Annotated in this window: 17 protein-coding genes; 10 read left to right on the top strand and 7 right to left on the bottom strand. The window is 66.4% G+C overall.

The window, feature by feature from the left end:
- Positions 1–215: 215 nt before the first annotated feature.
- The 3 genes from ACIA8C_RS01270 (at position 216) to ACIA8C_RS01260 (ending at position 3,486) form a co-directional block, all read left to right on the top strand.
- Positions 216–1,343: a M20 family metallopeptidase gene (locus ACIA8C_RS01270; RefSeq protein ID WP_397130254.1), complete on the top strand. Its 1,128-nt coding sequence runs from the start codon at positions 216–218 to the stop codon at positions 1,341–1,343.
- A gap of 5 nt (positions 1,344–1,348) precedes the next feature.
- Complete coding sequence (locus tag ACIA8C_RS01265) at positions 1,349–2,080, top strand: uracil-DNA glycosylase (protein WP_397130253.1); 732 nt, start codon at positions 1,349–1,351, stop codon at positions 2,078–2,080.
- Between the two features lie 146 nt (positions 2,081–2,226).
- The gene (locus ACIA8C_RS01260; RefSeq protein WP_397130252.1) at positions 2,227–3,486 is read left to right on the top strand and encodes a cation:proton antiporter; all 1,260 of its coding nucleotides are present in this window, start codon (positions 2,227–2,229) and stop codon (positions 3,484–3,486) included.
- Here the strand turns inward: ACIA8C_RS01260 and ACIA8C_RS01255 are convergent.
- Positions 3,463–4,683: an epoxide hydrolase family protein gene (locus ACIA8C_RS01255; protein WP_397130251.1), complete on the bottom strand. Its 1,221-nt coding sequence runs from the start codon at positions 4,681–4,683 to the stop codon at positions 3,463–3,465. The genes ACIA8C_RS01260 and ACIA8C_RS01255 overlap by 24 nt on opposite strands.
- Entirely contained in the window at positions 4,680–5,159 is a 480-nt protein-coding gene (locus ACIA8C_RS01250; protein WP_397130250.1) for a MarR family winged helix-turn-helix transcriptional regulator, read from the bottom strand. Before ACIA8C_RS01250 ends, ACIA8C_RS01255 begins: the two co-directional genes overlap by 4 nt.
- A gap of 122 nt (positions 5,160–5,281) precedes the next feature.
- On the opposite strand from ACIA8C_RS01250, the gene ACIA8C_RS01245 reads away from it, so the two are divergent.
- A complete protein-coding gene (locus ACIA8C_RS01245; protein ID WP_397130249.1) occupies positions 5,282–6,379 on the top strand; it encodes an ABC transporter permease in 1,098 nt (365 codons plus the stop codon).
- Here the strand turns inward: ACIA8C_RS01245 and ACIA8C_RS01240 are convergent.
- Positions 6,329–7,498 carry an alpha/beta hydrolase fold domain-containing protein gene (locus tag ACIA8C_RS01240; RefSeq protein ID WP_397130248.1) on the bottom strand — a complete coding sequence of 390 codons (1,170 nt, stop codon included), beginning with the start codon at positions 7,496–7,498 and terminating at the stop codon, positions 6,329–6,331. The two genes, ACIA8C_RS01245 and ACIA8C_RS01240, sit on opposite strands and share 51 nt — an antisense overlap.
- Positions 7,499–7,701: 203 nt before the next feature.
- Here ACIA8C_RS01240 and ACIA8C_RS01235 point away from each other — a divergent pair, with 203 nt between their 5' ends.
- Together ACIA8C_RS01235 and ACIA8C_RS01230 are read left to right on the top strand one after the other, a co-directional pair.
- The gene (locus tag ACIA8C_RS01235; RefSeq protein WP_397130247.1) at positions 7,702–8,340 is read left to right on the top strand and encodes an HD domain-containing protein; all 639 of its coding nucleotides are present in this window, start codon (positions 7,702–7,704) and stop codon (positions 8,338–8,340) included.
- Positions 8,337–9,311 carry a GlxA family transcriptional regulator gene (locus ACIA8C_RS01230; protein WP_397130246.1) on the top strand — a complete coding sequence of 325 codons (975 nt, stop codon included), beginning with the start codon at positions 8,337–8,339 and terminating at the stop codon, positions 9,309–9,311. Before ACIA8C_RS01235 ends, ACIA8C_RS01230 begins: the two co-directional genes overlap by 4 nt.
- 48 nt (positions 9,312–9,359) lie before the next feature.
- Here the strand turns inward: ACIA8C_RS01230 and ACIA8C_RS01225 are convergent, their stop codons facing one another.
- Positions 9,360–9,743 (bottom strand): hypothetical protein, encoded by a 384-nt coding sequence (locus tag ACIA8C_RS01225; RefSeq protein WP_397130245.1) that lies wholly within the window; start codon positions 9,741–9,743, stop codon positions 9,360–9,362.
- Positions 9,744–10,055: 312 nt separating this feature from the next.
- On the opposite strand from ACIA8C_RS01225, the gene ACIA8C_RS01220 reads away from it, so the two are divergent.
- On the top strand, positions 10,056–11,408 hold the full coding sequence (locus tag ACIA8C_RS01220; protein ID WP_397130244.1) for an FAD-binding protein: 1,353 nt from the start codon (positions 10,056–10,058) through the stop codon (positions 11,406–11,408).
- Between the two features lie 37 nt (positions 11,409–11,445).
- Here the strand turns inward: ACIA8C_RS01220 and ACIA8C_RS01215 are convergent, their stop codons facing one another.
- On the bottom strand, positions 11,446–12,288 hold the full coding sequence (locus tag ACIA8C_RS01215) for a GNAT family N-acetyltransferase (protein WP_397130243.1): 843 nt from the start codon (positions 12,286–12,288) through the stop codon (positions 11,446–11,448).
- A 65-nt stretch (positions 12,289–12,353) separates the two neighbouring features.
- Positions 12,354–12,947: a hypothetical protein gene (locus ACIA8C_RS01210; protein ID WP_397130242.1), complete on the bottom strand. Its 594-nt coding sequence runs from the start codon at positions 12,945–12,947 to the stop codon at positions 12,354–12,356.
- Positions 12,948–13,264: 317 nt separating this feature from the next.
- Between ACIA8C_RS01210 and ACIA8C_RS01205 the strand changes: the two genes are divergently transcribed.
- Both ACIA8C_RS01205 and ACIA8C_RS01200 read left to right on the top strand, forming a co-directional pair.
- The gene (locus ACIA8C_RS01205) at positions 13,265–14,167 is read left to right on the top strand and encodes an esterase/lipase family protein (RefSeq protein WP_397130727.1); all 903 of its coding nucleotides are present in this window, start codon (positions 13,265–13,267) and stop codon (positions 14,165–14,167) included.
- A gap of 173 nt (positions 14,168–14,340) precedes the next feature.
- Positions 14,341–14,880 carry a hypothetical protein gene (locus ACIA8C_RS01200; RefSeq protein ID WP_397130241.1) on the top strand — a complete coding sequence of 180 codons (540 nt, stop codon included), beginning with the start codon at positions 14,341–14,343 and terminating at the stop codon, positions 14,878–14,880.
- A 92-nt stretch (positions 14,881–14,972) separates the two neighbouring features.
- Here the strand turns inward: ACIA8C_RS01200 and ACIA8C_RS01195 are convergent, their stop codons facing one another.
- A complete protein-coding gene (locus ACIA8C_RS01195) occupies positions 14,973–15,563 on the bottom strand; it encodes a hypothetical protein (protein WP_397130240.1) in 591 nt (196 codons plus the stop codon).
- 118 nt (positions 15,564–15,681) lie between these two features.
- Here ACIA8C_RS01195 and ACIA8C_RS01190 point away from each other — a divergent pair, with 118 nt between their 5' ends.
- Positions 15,682–16,206 carry a DUF3237 domain-containing protein gene (locus ACIA8C_RS01190; RefSeq protein WP_397130239.1) on the top strand — a complete coding sequence of 175 codons (525 nt, stop codon included), beginning with the start codon at positions 15,682–15,684 and terminating at the stop codon, positions 16,204–16,206.
- Positions 16,207–16,448 lie beyond the last annotated feature (242 nt).

Below are 16,448 nucleotides of genomic sequence, written 5' to 3'. Positions count from 1 at the left end.
AGCATCCGGTCGGTTAGAAAGGCCATGCTATCAACACAGACCGAGTGGTCACGATCACATGTCCCCGTTGTTCCGCACGGTCACGACGGTCCCGAACTGGACAAATGACCTGCGACGGCGAAAGCCGCGCCCACGGAAAGCCCGCTCATGCATAGTTGGCATGAGCCAGCTCGCTGATCACCTGCCCGCACCGGCGACACGGAACGGAGCCCCCGATGAACGACAGCTCGATCCACAACGAACTGGACCAGCGCGCCACGGCGATGACCGATCAGGTGATCGCCTGGCGCAGGCACCTACATCAGCATCCTGAGCTGTCGAACCGGGAGGCGAACACCGCCGCGCTCATCGCCGACCACCTGCGCTCGCTGAACCTCGACGAGGTGCGCACCGGCATAGCGGGACACGGCGTCGTTGGGGTGCTGCGCGGTGGACGGCCCGGCGACAAGGTGATCGCGCTGCGTGCCGATATCGACGCGCTGCCGGTGCCGGACGAGTGCGGTGCCGACTTCGCCGCGCACGTGGTCGACGACGACTACCCGGGCGGCCCGTTTCCGGTGTCGCACGCCTGCGGCCACGACTGCCACACCGCGATGCTGATGGGTGCCGCGAGTGTGCTCGGTGGCGTGCGTGATCGGCTCTCCGGCACCGTGCTATTCGTCTTCCAGCCCGCCGAGGAAGGTCCGCCGGTGGACGAAAAGGGCGGTGCCAGCGAGATGCTCGCCCAGGGCGCCCTCGCCGACCCGGTGCCGACCATGGCGTTCGGCTTCCATGTCACGCCATATCCCAAGGGCTACATCGGTTATCGCGTCGGCAACCAGTTCGGCGCCTCCTGTCTGGTCCGGATCACCGTCACCGGGCAGCAGGTGCACGGCTCGACGCCATGGCTCGGCATCGACCCGATGCCCGCCGTCGGCGCCGTGCTCACCGGCATCGGCCAGCTCTATCGGCAGGTCAACGCGTTCGAGCCGATCACCGTGTCGATCGGGCACATCGAGGACGTCGGGCGGTTCAACATCATCGGCCGGACCGTCACGCTGTGGGGCACCATCCGCTGCGCCGTGGAATCGGATATGGGCGAGGTGCAGAAGCGGCTCGCGACACTGGCCGAGCACAGCGCACAGGCCTACAACGCCACCGCGACAGTCGACTTCCTGCAGGATGTGCCCGCGGTGCACAACAAGAAGGAGTGGGTCGACGCCGCGCTGCCGACGTTCCGTCACGTCGCGGGCGTCGACCGGGTGGTGGAGACCGCGGCGACGCTTCTCGTCACCGGCGTCCGGCTGCACGCGCACGTGGCCATCGACCACCTCACCGGCGCCTTGGTGCCGCACCTACAGTGATCCCCGTGTGCCACACCATTGCCGAGCTGGACGCCGCGGTCGCCGACTGCTTCGCCTGCCCACGACTGGTCGCGTGGCGCGAACAGGTGGCACGGGAAAAGCGTGCCGCGTTCCGGGACGAAACCTATTGGGGCCGACCGGTTCCCGGATACGGGCCGGACGATGCGCGATTACTGGTGGTCGGGCTCGCCCCGGCCGCGCACGGCGGCAACAGAACTGGCCGGATGTTCACCGGCGATCGCAGCGGTGACGTGCTCTACGCGGCCATGCACGCGGTCGGTTTGGCCAACCAGCCGACGGCGACGCATCGCGATGACGGCCTGCGGCTGAACGGCGTTCGCGTCACCTCGCCGGTGCACTGCGCACCGCCGGACAACAAGCCGACTCCCGACGAGCGTGACCGCTGCAGGCACTGGCTTGCCACCGAATTCGCCTTGCTGGCGCCGACCGTCCGCGCCGTGGTGGTGCTCGGCGGGTTCGGCTGGCAGGCGCTGCTACCGGTGCTGGCGGACGCGGGTTGGCTCATTCCGCGCCCGCGCCCGAAGTTCGGGCACGGTGCGCACGTACAGCTCTCCCCCGCCGACGCGGGCCGCGCACCGCTGCACCTGTTCGGCTGCTACCACGTGAGCCAGCAGAACACCTTCACTGGCAGACTCACCCCCGCGATGGTCGAGGCGGTACTGAGCACGGCGGCACAGGCGGCGGGGCTCGAGGTCGACCGGCCGACGACCGGATAGTTCTTTCAAGGTCTTTCAAGAATCGCTGGCTGGCTGCGGCGCGCGTTATCGTTATTTCCGGGGAGTCGCCGAACCTGGCCGGGAGACCTTCGCGGCATGGTTTCGAGGGCGGGCTGCGGCACGCCCGTTTCGAAATGGAGCGGACCTTGTCCAGTAACCAAATGGTGTTCCTGCTAGTGGATCTCGTACTCATCGCGGTGGCTGCGCGATTGCTCGGCAGGCTGGCTCAGCGGCTCGGCCAGCCACCGGTAATCGGTGAAATCGCGGCGGGAATCATCGCGGGACCCACAATTCTCGGCGCGCATTTCTCCGGAATGGTGTTTCCCCAGGATGTCCGTTCGTATCTGAGCGCCTTCGCGAATGTCGGCGTGATGATCTTCATGTTCCTCGCCGGACTGGAGATCGATCGAAGCTCGTTTCACGGCAATCGCCGTGCCGTGGCCGGCGTTTCGCTGTCCGCGTACTTCGTGCCGTTCGCGCTCGGCTGCGGGGTCGCCCTCGTCGTGCTGCCGAGATATCACCAGGACAACCGGCTGACCTTCGCCTTGTTCATCGGCTGCGCGCTCGCGGTCACGGCGTTCCCGGTGCTGGCCCGCATCTTGATCGAGCGCGACCTGATGGGCACCAGGATCGGGCAGCTCAGCATGGCCAGCGCGGCCATCGACGACATCTTCGCCTGGACCGTGCTCGCCTTCGTCATCGGTCTTGCCCGGCCCGGCGCGAGCACGCAGTGGAAGCTGCTGCTCTTCGTGCCGTTGGTGCTGGCGATGTGGTGGCTGGTGCGTCCCTTGCTCACCCGCGCCGCGCGCTCCACCTCGGTGACCAGCAACAATACGATGATCTTCCTGGCCGTCTGCGGCGCGCTGAGCTTCGGCGCGGCGACCGAATGGATCGGCCTGCACCTGATCTTCGGCGCCTTCCTGTTCGGCGTCATCTTCCCGCGCACCCATCGGCCGGTGGTGGAAACCGGTGCGCAACTACTGAGTTCGGTTTTCCTGCCCGCCTTCTTCGTCATCGCGGGGCTCCAGGTGGACCTCACCTCGCTCGACCGCGCAGGCGTCGTCGAGATGCTGGCGATCCTGGCGACCGCGCTGGCCGGAAAGCTCGGCGGCACCTACCTCGCCGCGCGTGCCAACCGCATCCCACCGCGCGAGGCGGGTGCGCTGGCAAGCCTCATGAACACCCGTGGGCTCACCGAGCTCATCATCCTGAACATCGGTCTGACCACGGGACTCATCGGCGTGCAGCTGTATTCGATCCTGGTCATGATGGCTTTGGTGACCACGGCCATGACATCGCCGTTGCTGCGACTGCTCAAAGTGACGCCCGACCTCGGCCGCCTGCCGCTCCCGGTCACGGCGCAGACCCGGCCTGCGGCCCGATTAACGCCGGAAGGTGCGGCGTAGGTCGTCGATCCACGCATCGGGGACCTCCCACGGGATGAAGTGGCCGCCCGCTTCGTGCGCGGTGAGGTTCACGTGGTTGTACCAGCCTGCACGGTCGCTGCCGAGCCAGCTCTGCACTCGTTGCTCGGGAGTGCTTACGCCAGGCGGGTTTTCGTGGCCGACGAAGGTGATACCGGTGCGCGCCCGGACAATCGGGACGCGGTCGTGCGCGGGCGTCCATGGGTAGCGATTCGCGTTGGCGTAGTAGCGGATCGAGGTGCCGATGGCGTTGTTGACCCAGAAGATCATGGCGTGGGTGAGCAGGTCGTCTTTGCTGAAGACGGTCTCGATATCGCCGTGGTTCGCGCTCCAGGTGACCCAGCGTTGCAGGATCCAGGCGAGCAGGCCGACGGGTGAGTCGGTGAGACCGTAGGCGAGGGTGCTCGGTTCGAGCACATGGGCGGCCAGGTGAACGGCGAAGCGATGCTCCAGGGAGAGCAGCTGCCGGTAGGCGGACTCGGACAGTCCGGACGGAATCGGTTGTCCCCCACTGAGATCCCAGGCGCGGTCACCGGTGAAGAGGCTAAGTTTCTGGCCGGAGCCGATATGGATGCCGTACAGCTCGTCGGCGTACTTGTGGCCGAGTTGGCCGGTGACGAGGGCGCCGACATCGCAACCCGCGGCGGCATACTTCGGATGGCCGAGGGTATCGGTCATCAGCGTGTGCCAGAGGTCGGCGACCTTCCAGAAGTTCATGTCGGGGTTGTTCGGCAGCGGGGTGGAGAAGCCGAAACCGGGCAGCGAGGGGACGATGACGTCGAACGCGTCGGCCGGGTCACCGCCGAAGGCCGCCGGGTCGGCGAGCGGGTCGATCACCTTGGCCCAGTGCCAGAAGGTCCATGGCCAGCCGTGGGTGAGGATCAACGGGGTCGGGTTCGGGCCTGCACCTGGTTTGCGCAGGAAGTGGATCGGCACGCCCTCGATGTGCACGTGGTAGTGCTCGTAGGCGTTGATCGCGGATTCGGCTTTGCGCCAGTCGTATTCGTCGATCCAGTAGTCGACGAGCTCCTGGAGATACCGGCGGCTCACGCCGTAGTGCCAGTCGTCGTTGCCGACGTCGTCGGGCCATCTGGTCAGCCGAAGTCGCGCCGCGAGATCGTCGAGTACGTCATCGGCGACATGGATCGGCGATGTATGGAGGGGGAACGTCGATGTCATGAAAGTCCTTCCGGCACAGCGGCAGCCATGGACCCGCGCTCGGTGTCCATCAGCGTTGCCATGCGTTCGAGCGCGGGCAGCGCCGCGCTGATCGTCGCTCGTTCCTCGGGCGTCAACGTCGCCATCAGCTCGGTGAATCGACGGACCCGCTCTCGATGACGGGTTCGCACGATCCGCGCCCCCGCCTCGGTGATCTGAACCAGCACCGCCCGGCCGTCCTCGACGTCGGGCCGTCGCTCGACCAGACCATCGCGTTCGAGTCTGCTGACGAGCTGGGTGATAGCGGGCTGAGTGATCTGCTCGGTCACCTTCAGCGCGGACACCCGCATCGGCCCTTTACCGGCCAACGTGTGCAGCACCGAAAGCGTGGTGAAGGAATGCTTCTCAGCACTCGGAAGCCGGACGGACCCCCGCGTGAACGCACCCATCACCCGAGCGAGGTCGTCGGCCTCGAGGCCACGCCGCTGCGCTGACATGGTCAGAATGTATCACTTATTTATCTAAGTTGCTTATGTAATTTCGGGCGGCCCGGTGTTCCGGCAGCCGACAGGCCGCGCGGGTAGTGGGCATCCGCACTGGTGGGACCTAGTGTGCGGGGATGGCTAACCCGCATGGTCAGCATGAGCGGCGACGGACACGGGCCGAGTGGTGGGCGATGGTGCGGGCCTCGCCGTACCTGCCCGCGACGGTGCTGGTGCTGCTGGTGACCGCTGCGGCCGGTCTGTTCGCCGGGTCGTACACCTACGCGTTGGCGAATCCGACGCCGCGCCAGATTCCGATCGCCGTGATCGGACCGGAGCAGGATGCTTCGGTGCAGCGGTTCCTCACGGAGATGCAACGCTCGCTAAATGATTCGCTGACTATTCGCCACTACGACACCGCCACGGCAGCGCGGTCGGCCATCGAGGATCAGCAGGTCTTCGCCATCGTCACCGAGCGCCCGCCCGGCGTGCGTCTCGATATCTCCAGCGCGTCCGGGCAATCGGTCGCACAGCTGATCACCCAGGACGCCACGGCGGCCGGTCCGGCGCTGGGGATGCCGGTCGAGGTGACCGATGTCGTGCCGCTGCAGCGCGGCGATCCGCGCGGGCTCGCGATCTTCTATATCTCGCTGGCCGCGGTGATCATCGGATTCGTCGGCGCGACCCAATTCAGTGTGCACGCGTCGGCGCTGAACCCCGTCGAACGGATCGGCTTCACCGTGCTGTACGCGGCGTGCGGCGGCTTTGCCATTGCGGCGGTGACGGATTGGGTGCTCGGCGCGGTCCGCCTGCCGTTTCTGGAGTCCTGGGGAATTCTGTCGCTGACGATGTTCACCTCCGGCATGGTGTTCACCATGTTCAACACCCTGTTCGGGCGGTGGGCGATCCTGCCGACCTGGGGTCTGATGGTGCTGCTCGGCAACCCGTCGTCCGGCGGTGCGGTGTCCTGGCCGCTGCTGCCCTCGTTGCTCGGCCATATCGGCCGCTGGCTGCCGCCGGGCGCGTCGGTCAACGCGCAGCACACCGCGGTGTATTTCCATGCGCACCAACACCTGCTGCCGTTCCTGGTGCTCGCGGGCTGGGCACTCGTCGCGTGTGCGGTGTTCTGGATCTGGCGCAGCCGTCATCCTGGCGGGCGGTCGACCGAGAACGCGCACGCGAGATCAAGGAGCCGGGAAGTGCTCGGCGAGGAACTTGCCGAAGACCTGCCGTGACAGCTGAGTGCCCCAGTTCTCCCAGGTGAAATCGTAGATATGTTCGCCGTAAGGCACTGCGAGCAACTGATTTTCGACGCCGACCCGACGCAGCCGTTCGGCGAGTTCGGCCGAGCCGCGGTACGGCGCGACATGGTCCCGATTGCCGTGCATGAGCAGCGTCGGCGGCAGATTCGGACGGACATAGGTGACCGGCGAGGCCGCCTTGTAGCGGTCGGGCACCTGGTCCGGGGTGCCGCCGGTGTAGTCATGCAGAAACGTGTGCATCCGCGCAGGCAGACCGGTGTCGCGCCACGCCTCGGCCAGGTCGGGCACCGGGTAGAACGCCGCGACCGCCTTGACCGCCGTGTCGGTGACCGCGCAACTCGGCGCGATCCGATCGTCGCCGTAGGCACCCATCAGCGCGAGATTGCCGCCCGCCGAACCGCCCGCGAGCATCACCCGTTCGGGATCGATCCCGTACCTCGCCGCCTGCAGCTTGACCCAGCCGACGGCACACTTCACGTCCGCGGGCGCCTGATTCCAGCGCGCGGGCGGCGTCATCCGGTATTCGATGGCGAAGACCGCATATCCCTTGTCGTTCAACCACTTATGCCACAGCGGCACCTCCCCGCGATCGCCATTGCGCCAGCCGCCACCGTGCACCCAGACCACCGCGGGTCGCGGTCGATCCGAGGCGCCCTCGGGCAGTTTCACATCGAGCTTCAGGTCTTGACCGTCGACGGTGTTGTACACGGTGCTCAACGATTCGACCGGTGCGCCGGTGTTCGTGCCGCCGGACAGGTAGTCGCCGATCGACAGCGTCGCGTCCTGCCGCACGGCCGTACCCCACGACGCCGCCATCGGAAAGCCCGCGGCGACCACGCCGAGCAGGCACACCAGCCCGGTCGCCCCCGCCACCCGGCGCACGCCGACCCGGCCCTTCTTCCCGAAAGCGATCAGCGACAACACGAATCCGGCCAGCCCCAGCGGGACCAGGTACAGCCCATAGTCACTCACCACATGCGTCAGCACCACGAAGGGCGCGGGAATCCGCACCGCGATGATGACGTAAATGAACAGCACCATCAGCGCGGCGACCCCGGCCGCCGATGCCGCAACCAGCCAGCGAATGACCATGCGCTCATTAACCCACGACCGCCAACACCAGCACCTATGGCACGCCGACCACACGTGGTCACCGAGGCGCACTTGATACGTGCGCCCGGAAGGCGGAGGATGTCCCGATCTGCGGTGCATCGGTCCGAACAGACACGGCGGCCGAGCCGCCGCAGCACGCATTCTGGGACAGGTCAGCCACCGTCGTTTACAGGAGCGTTCCCATGACAGAGCATGTCGCAGGCATCGCGATTCCCGACAGCCGCCTCGTCGCCGAGGCCACCGAACTGGTGCGTGCCAGCGCGCCGCCGCTGCTGTTCCACCACTCCCGGCGCGTCTATCTGTTCGGGATGCTGCAGGGACAGCGGCGCGGGCTGAAGCCCGATCCCGAGCTGCTGTACGTCGGCGCGATGTTCCACGATCTCGGGCTCACCGACACCTATCGCACCGCACACCAGCGTTTCGAAGTCGACGGCGCCGACGAGGCCCGCCGATTCCTCGCCACGCACGGCATCGATGACGAGGCGGCGCAGCGGGTGTGGACGGCCATCGCATTGCACACCACGCCGGGCATACCCGAGCACATGGCACCCGAGATCGCGCTGGTGACGGCCGGGGTGGAAACCGATGTCCTCGGTATCGGTTACCGCGACCTCGACCCCGCCGACCTCGCGGCCGTCACCGCGGCGCATCCGCGCCCCGACTTCAAGCGACAGATCCTGGCCGCGTTCACGAACGGGTTCGCCGATCGCCCCGACAGCACCTTCGGGACCGTCAACGCCGACGTGCTCGCCCACTTCCTGCCCGGCTTTGTCCGTACCGATTTCGTCGAGGTCATCGAATCCAATTCGTGGCCCGAATGAGCGGGCGGCCTCGTCCGCACGTGGTCGGCGTGCTGGTGTTTCCCGGCGTCACGCTGCTCGACGTAGCCGGGCCGAGCGAGGTGTTCACCGAGGCCAACCGGTGCGGCGCGAACTACCGGATCACGCTTATCTCTCCCGATGGCGCACCGGTGCGCTCGTCTACCGGGTTGCGTTTCGACGTCGACCACGCCGCCGAGGACCTCCGCGAGCTGGACACCCTCGTGGTGCCCGGCTCCGAGGAACTGGTCTCCGCGCCGCTGCCGGACGAACTCGTTTGCTCCGTAACGCGATTGACTGAACGTGCGCCGCGGGTCGCGTCGGTCTGCACAGGAGCGTTCGCGCTCGCCGCCGCGGGTCTGCTCGATGGCCGCCGGGCCACCACGCATTGGCGGCACGCCGCGACCCTGCAGCGACGCAACCCCGGTGTCGAGGTCGATCCCGACGCCATCTTCGTCACCGACGGCCCGATCATGACGGCGGCGGGCATCAGCGCGGGCATCGATCTCACCCTGCACCTGGTGGAACAGGACCACGGCCCGGCACTGGCCCGCGACGTGGCGCGCTCATTGGTCGTTTTCCTGCAGCGACCGGGCGGCCAATCTCAGTTCTCCGTCCCGATTCGCACGCCCGCACCGCGGGACAACACCCTGCGCACTCTGCTCGACACCATGCACGCCGACCCGACCCGGGCCTACACCGTTCCCGTGCTCGCCGGGCTCGCCAACACCAGCCCGCGCCAGCTCACCCGCCTGTTCCGTCGCGAACTGGGCACCACCCCCGCCCGCTACCTCGAGCGGGTTCGCCTCGAACAAGCCCAAATGCTCTTGGATCAAGGACATTCCGTCACGACCACGGCCGCCCGCAGCGGCTTCGGCAGCGACGACACCCTCCGGCGCGCCTTCCAGCACCACCTCGGCATCCCACCGAGCACCTATCAGCACCGATTCACCGCAACCACCGAGCGCGACTAGACCGTCGCGGTCAATTCGCTTGGCGCGGCGGCAGTTACGCGCGGACCGCTACGACTCGCACCACGCGGCGATCGCGGCTTCCCACCGGCGATTGCTGGTGAACTCGGAAATCTCGCGGCGATTGATCAGGATATAGATCTCGCCCGCCGTTGTCGTCTGCAGAATCAGCGGCTTGCCCGCATTGAGCAGGCCACCCATGAATCTGCCGTAGAGCGAGGTGAATTCGCGGCGCAGCGAGACGATGGCCGCGCGCGACAGGGTCAGATCGCCGGTGTCACTCCAGTCGGACAACACCAGAGCTTGCTCGCGGAGCTCGATGCGACCGCGGCGCGGGAACATCGCACGTTGGCTGACCATGCAGGCCGCCTTGTCGGCGGCGGTGTGCTGGCGCAATTCTGCAACGGTGGCGGCGATGTAGCTTGCACTTCGCATACGAGAATTGTCTTGCCGGGCATGGGTTGGGCACATCGCTCGGGCGACCGCTTTCGGCATCCCTCTAAGGAACTACTTCCGGCCACACCCATACTCCGAGAGGAGGACACCGTCGTAGCCCGGGGTGCGCCTTGGCAGCCTCCGCAGGTGTCGCGCCGCTGTTTTGGGTGGTCACGACCCTAGGCTAGGAGGATCGACACCAACTTCTCGCGCGGCATCTTCCTGCGGAGCGCACTCGGCATCGGCCTGACCGGCTGGGCACTGGCGGGTCTGCCCGGCCCTTCCGGCGCTCGGATCGCGCGTGCCGAGCCGATGCCGCTGCCGTCCAGCCGGATTGCGGCGGGCGTGGACTGGAGCAGGCTCGACAAGCGGGTGCGTGGCCGCGTCTTGCTGGCGACCGACGCGGAATATCCGGCGGCGAAGCAGATCTTCAACATGCGGTTCGACGACGAAAAGCCGACCGCCGTGGTGCGTGCCGAGACGGTCGACGACGTCGCCGCCGCGGTCACCTTTGCCGCCGAGAACGAGCTGATCACCTCGACCCGCGCGGGTGGGCATTCCTATGTTGGCTCCTCCTCGGCGACCGGGGCGATGATCATCGACCTGCGCAAGCTGTCCGGGGTGACCTATCGCGACGGCGAAGCCGTTGTCGCGCCGGGCATGACGCTGAACGCGGTGTACCGCGAGCTCGACCGGTTCGGGCAGACGATTCCCACGGGGATGTGCCCGATGGTCGGCATCGCCGGGCTCACCCTCGGCGGCGGCCTCGGCTTCGAATCGCGCCGCTACGGGCTGACCTGCGACCGGCTCGCCGCCGCGACGATGGTGCTGCCCGACGGCACCGTGACCGAGGTCTCGCCGACCATCCGGCCGGATCTGTTCTGGGCGGTCCGCGGCGGCGGCTCGCATCTCGGCGTGATCACTTCGCTCACCTACCGGACCTGTCCCGCGACGCCGAAAGATGTTGTGCAACTAGCTTTCCCCGGCGAGCTCGCAGCCCAGGTAATCGCCGGCTGGTCGACCTGGCTCGGCACCGCCGACCCCGCCGAGTGGGCCTGCGTCAGCGTGGACGCGGACGGGAAGGGCGGGCTGAAATGCTGGATGCAGCTGGTCTGCCCGGCCAAGGAGGGCATCAGGGCGGCGGTCGCGTTGATGGCGGCCACCGCGAAGCCGCTCAATGTGGAGTACCGGAGCCTGAACCACATGGACACGGTCATGTATCTGGCGGGCGGTAACGCCACCCAGCCGCGTGCCACCTTCACCTGCGGCTCCGACGTGGTCACCGAGCTCGGCGCGGACGCCATCGCCGCGATCATCGAGGCGATCACCGCGCACTCCCGCGCCGGCGGCACCGGCTGGGTCCAGATCAACACGCTCGACGGTGCCGTCCGCGACACCCTCCCCACGGAAACCGCCTTCCCGTGGCGCGAGCACGCCGCCCTCGTGGAATGGGGCAACTACCAACAGATCCCGCACGAGCAGGCCGCCGCCTGGATCGCCGAGGCGCACCACCTCGTCGCGCCATACTCGGCGGGCGCGTACGTCAACTATCTCGAATCCGGCGAGCCGATGGAGCGCTACTACGCGCACAACTACCCGCTGCTCGATGAGATCCGCCGAAAGGTGGACCCGCAGAACCGAATACACACGGTGCTGGTCAGCTGAATTCGCGGTCCCGGCGACGTGACCGAGTCGCCGGAAGCTAGACCTGACGGACGAGAATCGCTCGGGCGTACAGGAGTTGGAACCCGAGCTTTTGCACGTTCTGCTGCGACTGCGAACCGGGGAGCGTGGTGACGACGGCGAGGTCGCAGCCTGCCGACGCGGCCGCGGCCAGGCGAGCCGAGAGCAGCGCGGCTTGGACGCCGCGGCGGCGGAAGGCCGGAAGGGTCGCCGCACCACAGAGCTGGGCGACACCATCGGCGAGGCGCAGGCTGGCGCCACCGACGGGGACGCCGTCGATGCGGGCTAGCGAGCCGGAAAAGCCGGTGGCCGAGGCGATGTCGCGAATCGAGTTGTCGAGGGCGGCACGGGGAAACTCCTCGTGCGACGCCACGCCCTGGGTGTCCGGCGCGGCGAAGGCGTCGGCGACGACATTCAGCCAGGTGTCGAACTCGTCCGGAGCAACAGCCGAGATGTCGACTCCAGCAGCGGAATTCGCCTGCCTTCCCGCGTCGAGTCGCAGGCCGAGCACATTCTCGAAACCGGTCAACACGTAGCCGCGGCGAGTCAGTCGTTCGACCACGGCGGGATCGGCCAGAGTCGAGACTTCGAACTGGACCGGTGCGTCACGCTCAGCGAAAGCCGCTTCCACCACGTCCAGGGCGCTGTCGTCGAACTCGTCGCCCATGCCGATGCCGACAACCTTGTCGAGGGGCGAGTTCGGCCCGGCCCACACGGCCAAGCCGCTGCCGATGGGGAGTAGCAGCACCCGCGGCTCTCGCTGCGCGGCGGCGCGAGCGCCCTCTTCCATCAGCGACCGTTCGGCGCGCTCGACGCGGGTCGCAAGATCATTTCCCGCGAACAGGCTGGGTTCAGGCGACATGAACGTATTCCTACCAGGGTGAACCGCCGAGGCGGCAATCCTTTTCCGTTCAACCGTTCAGCCGTTCAGCCGTTGGCCCGGACCGCCGACGTCGCCTCGAATTCGTCAGTGTCCGTTCTGAGTGCGACGACCGACGCAACGATGCCGATGCCCGCGAGCGGAATCAGATCGAGCGTGAGCATCGGCACCATCGTGCTGACCGCCATCACCACCGGGCTCCACCACGGCAGCCGGCCCGCGCGGGTGAGCAGCACGGTCAGCACTATCAGGCCGAGAAAGAACAGCGGCGGACCAACCTCGTAGAACGCAGGCCGAACACCGGGTATAGCCGAGAACTCATGGCTCAGCCTGGACATGTCGGCCTTGTCCTCGGCCATGGCCGCGAACGCGATATCCGCGCCGAACTGAACAATCGACGCCGCCAGCCCGACCAGCGTGACGATCACCGTCCCGGTGCGCCAATTGCCCTGCGGGAGCAGATGTTCCAGTCCGAGCACCGCTGGGATGAACAGCACCATGCCGATCAGGCCGACGATATGCGCGGCCTGCCAATCGACGCCGGGCCCGTATCGGCCGTCCCCCAGGCCGAACAGCCGGATCACGCCGTATCCGGAGAAGAACAGCGGTGCGGAGATCAGCAGCACTCCAGGGGATTTCACGCTCCAAAGCTTGGCAGGACGACGAGGCGGTGACCTCCGGGAAAACCCTGGTTCCAGCCTGAGAATTCGCAGCGCCCCGCAGGGTTACGGCGCGCTCTGTTGCCAAGTCCGCGGATCGGTCGAATGCGAAACCTTTATCGCGCCACTCCGGCCGCATGTTTGCCACTCATTCGCTCCGATGGTTGCATGAGCCATCGATACCTGGTGACGAGATTGGCATCCGATTTGCCGCGCAGAGCTGTTTGGCCGGTGAAAGGAGCTGTGTCTCGATGCATGCGGGTGAATCACGTCGGTATCGCTGGGGAATCAGTTTGACCGTGGCGCTCGCGGTCGCCGGAATGGTTGCGGCCGTCCCGGCTTTCGCCGAAGTCGTTGCGGACGGCAGCGTCGCGCCGACCGGGGCGAACGATTGGACTTGCGTCCCGAATACGAAACGGCCGGATCCGGTGGTGCTCGTGCATGGCACGTGGGGCAATCAAAACTCCTGGGACACGTTGGCTCCGGAGCTGAAAGCTTCTGGCGTATGCGTATTTTCACTCAATTACGGACACGCGCCATTCAGCATGCGCGGCGCGGCCCCCGGGGTGTTCGGTACCGCGGATATTCGCACGTCCGCCAAGGAGCTCGCGGCATTCATCGATCGGGTGCGCGGCGTCACCGGTGCGGCGAAGGTCGATATCGTCGCGCATTCGCAGGGCGCGCCGTTGACCAGGCAATATCTACGGTTCGACGGGGGCGCGTATCGCGGCGATCCGCGCCGCAACAAGGTCGACCACCTCGTCACCATCGCAGGCACCAACCACGGCACCACGGCCGATGGGCTCGGGGTCTTTCTCCCCTCGGGGAGCGCGTCCGGAATTTCGGACGGCGTGATCGCCAGGGTGCTCGGCACGTCGGCGGCGCAACAGTTGACGGGCAGCGAATTCATCCGGGCCCTCAACGCGGGCGGTGACACCGAACCCGGCGTGCATTACACGGCGATCGCGACCCGTGTCGATCACGTCGTCACACCGCCCGAAGCGACCTTCCTGCGCGCCGGACGCGATGCCACCGTCGAGAATCTCTGGGTGCAAGACCTATGCCCGACCGACACTTTCCACCACGGCATACTCCCCGATTCCCCGGCCGTGGGCTTTCTGGTGCATCGGGCACTCGGTCTGCCCTTCACCGGCGATCCCTGCCCTGCGCCCAGCACCGATCAGCAGACTCCGTCGCCGTGACCGGGCGGTGGGCGAAGTCCCCCAACGCCAGGGGCTCAAACCAAACCAAAAATATGCTTTGATCAGGGGAAATGCCTAATAGACAGTGATCAGCCACCAGCGCATCATGATCTTACGTCCGGTGCCGTTTGTCGGGGGAACGTCAAAGGAAACCCGCACGGATTGGAAAGACCATGTTTGTTAAGAAGTTGGTAGCGACAGCGATATTCGCCATAGCGGCCACCGGAATCACGATGGCGACGGCACACGGCGAAGCCGAATTGGCCGACATCAGTGTCAGCGGAATGGACGGCTCGGTCGGCTACACGACGACGTTGGCAGCCGATCATTCGCACGCCCTGGTCACTTTGGCCTCCGGCAGGTTCGTCCTGACGCCGGACGCGGTTCAGGTGGTCGCCGACGACGGCGCCGTCATCGGCGCGATCCCCACGACGCTGCGCGCCGAGACGGGCCAAACCATGTCCGTCACACCGGCTTTGACCAGTGATACCGCGCTGACCCTCACCCCGGTTGGTGGTCCGACGGTCGCCGCGACCAGCTCGCATGACCTGCCGTTCGTGCACACCGTCGGCGGTGGCGGAGCCATCCTGGCCGGTGCTTTCGTCGGCTGCCTGGTCGGCATTGTGATCGGAATCTGGTTCTTCCTGGTCGGCGCCATCATCGGTTGCGCCATCGGTGCCGCCATCGGCGGTTTCATCGGCGCGGTTTCGTGATCGATAGGTGACGACGCACCCCGAGAATTGGGAAACGAGAGGCCCGTGCTCATTGCGAGCGCGGGCCTTTTTGTGTGTGCGGACGGATGCCGTTACCCGCAGTATTCGCAGGTTCCGTTGGCGGGCAACTGGATAAAGCATTGCGCGCACACCGCCGGACGGGACGGCTGCGGTTTGGTTTCGACCTGCGCGACGGTGCTCGGCGCACGGCGCCCGGCCACCTTGGGCGTGAGCGGCGGGACCGCCATGTCGGCAGGCATTGCGGCGCCGTAGAACTCGTAGCACTGCCAGCGGGCGTAGGCGGCGTGCAACTCGAGGTCGTCCGGGATCGGCAGTCCGGCAAGCTCCAGCACGTACTTGTAGGTGTCGCCGACTGTGTGGTTCTGCCGCACGCAGAGCGCGGTGAGCGGCGGCTCCCCCGCTTTGTGGCAGCGTCGCGCGATCTTGCGCAGGATGGCATCCATCCACGTGCGCGTCGGCGCCCCGGTGTGCACCCCGGACACCTCCTGCACCCGCTCGGCCAGCTCGCCGACGGTGATGAAATGCCCGTACCCCGTAGCGATCTCGGACAGTTCCGCGTGCGCGGCCAGCGCCCACGCCACCGTCGCCTCCCGCAACGACACCGCGGCGTCGTCACCCGCCCGCCATGCTCCCGCCGTCGTGGGTACCGAATTGCTGATCACCCGATCAAGTTATCGCGCGCGCCCATGAAAAGACCAATGCCCTAGGCGTACTGGAGTGATGTCGACGGCATCTCAACCCACTCTTGACTATAAATACGTACGGCCGTACGTTTTTTTGATGACCATAGATACCGGCAGCGGCCGAAACATGACGAGGGACCCACGAGTGCAGGATGTCGGCAAGGTTCGGACCACGCACCTGTTCGACGTGGTCGTCGATTTGAACCCACAGCTGGACATCGGCGCCGGGCCGTACGGTCGGCGCATCCTGTTCGGCGCCGCGGGCGGGTCGTTCGAGGGGCCGAGGCTGCGCGGGGAAGTGGTGCCGGGCGGCGGTGATTGGACGTTGTTTCGTCCCGACCGGGCGATGACCGTGGATGTCCGGCTCACGCTGCGTACACACGACGATGCATTGATCCATATGTCATATGGGGGGCGGTGGACCGTCCCGCCCGAACTTCGCACCGATATCGCCGACCCGATCAAAAGCCGTGAGATCGATCCTGCACGGTATTATTTTCGGACCGCACCGCTCTTTGAAACCGGAGCGGCGCAATATGCATGGTTGAACGATATCGTGTGCGTCGGATCGGGATATCTGATCAAAGGCGGGGTTGCCTATAAGGTTTCTCAAATCCTCTAGTATTCGCCATAGAGAACGAGTCGCGAGGGTGAGCCAGGAACAACAACTGTACTGAATTCGTAGCCCCCCGCTTACCGGCCAGGCACAGCCACGATGCGAACGAGGGACGAGGCAAGCTTGCAGGCCCAAGGGGTGCTCAGAGCGGCGCCACTCCGGCAAGCGCAATGCGATCCATGCATCACTGCCCAATTCTCGATGCCGCCCATAACATATCGAAGCCAGGGATTCATAATTATTGAATC

It is taken from the genome of Nocardia sp. NPDC051321 (genome assembly GCF_044455225.1).
Classification (GTDB): Bacteria; Actinomycetota; Actinomycetes; order Mycobacteriales; family Mycobacteriaceae; genus Nocardia.
This window is presented reverse-complemented; position numbering and strand designations above follow the sequence as displayed.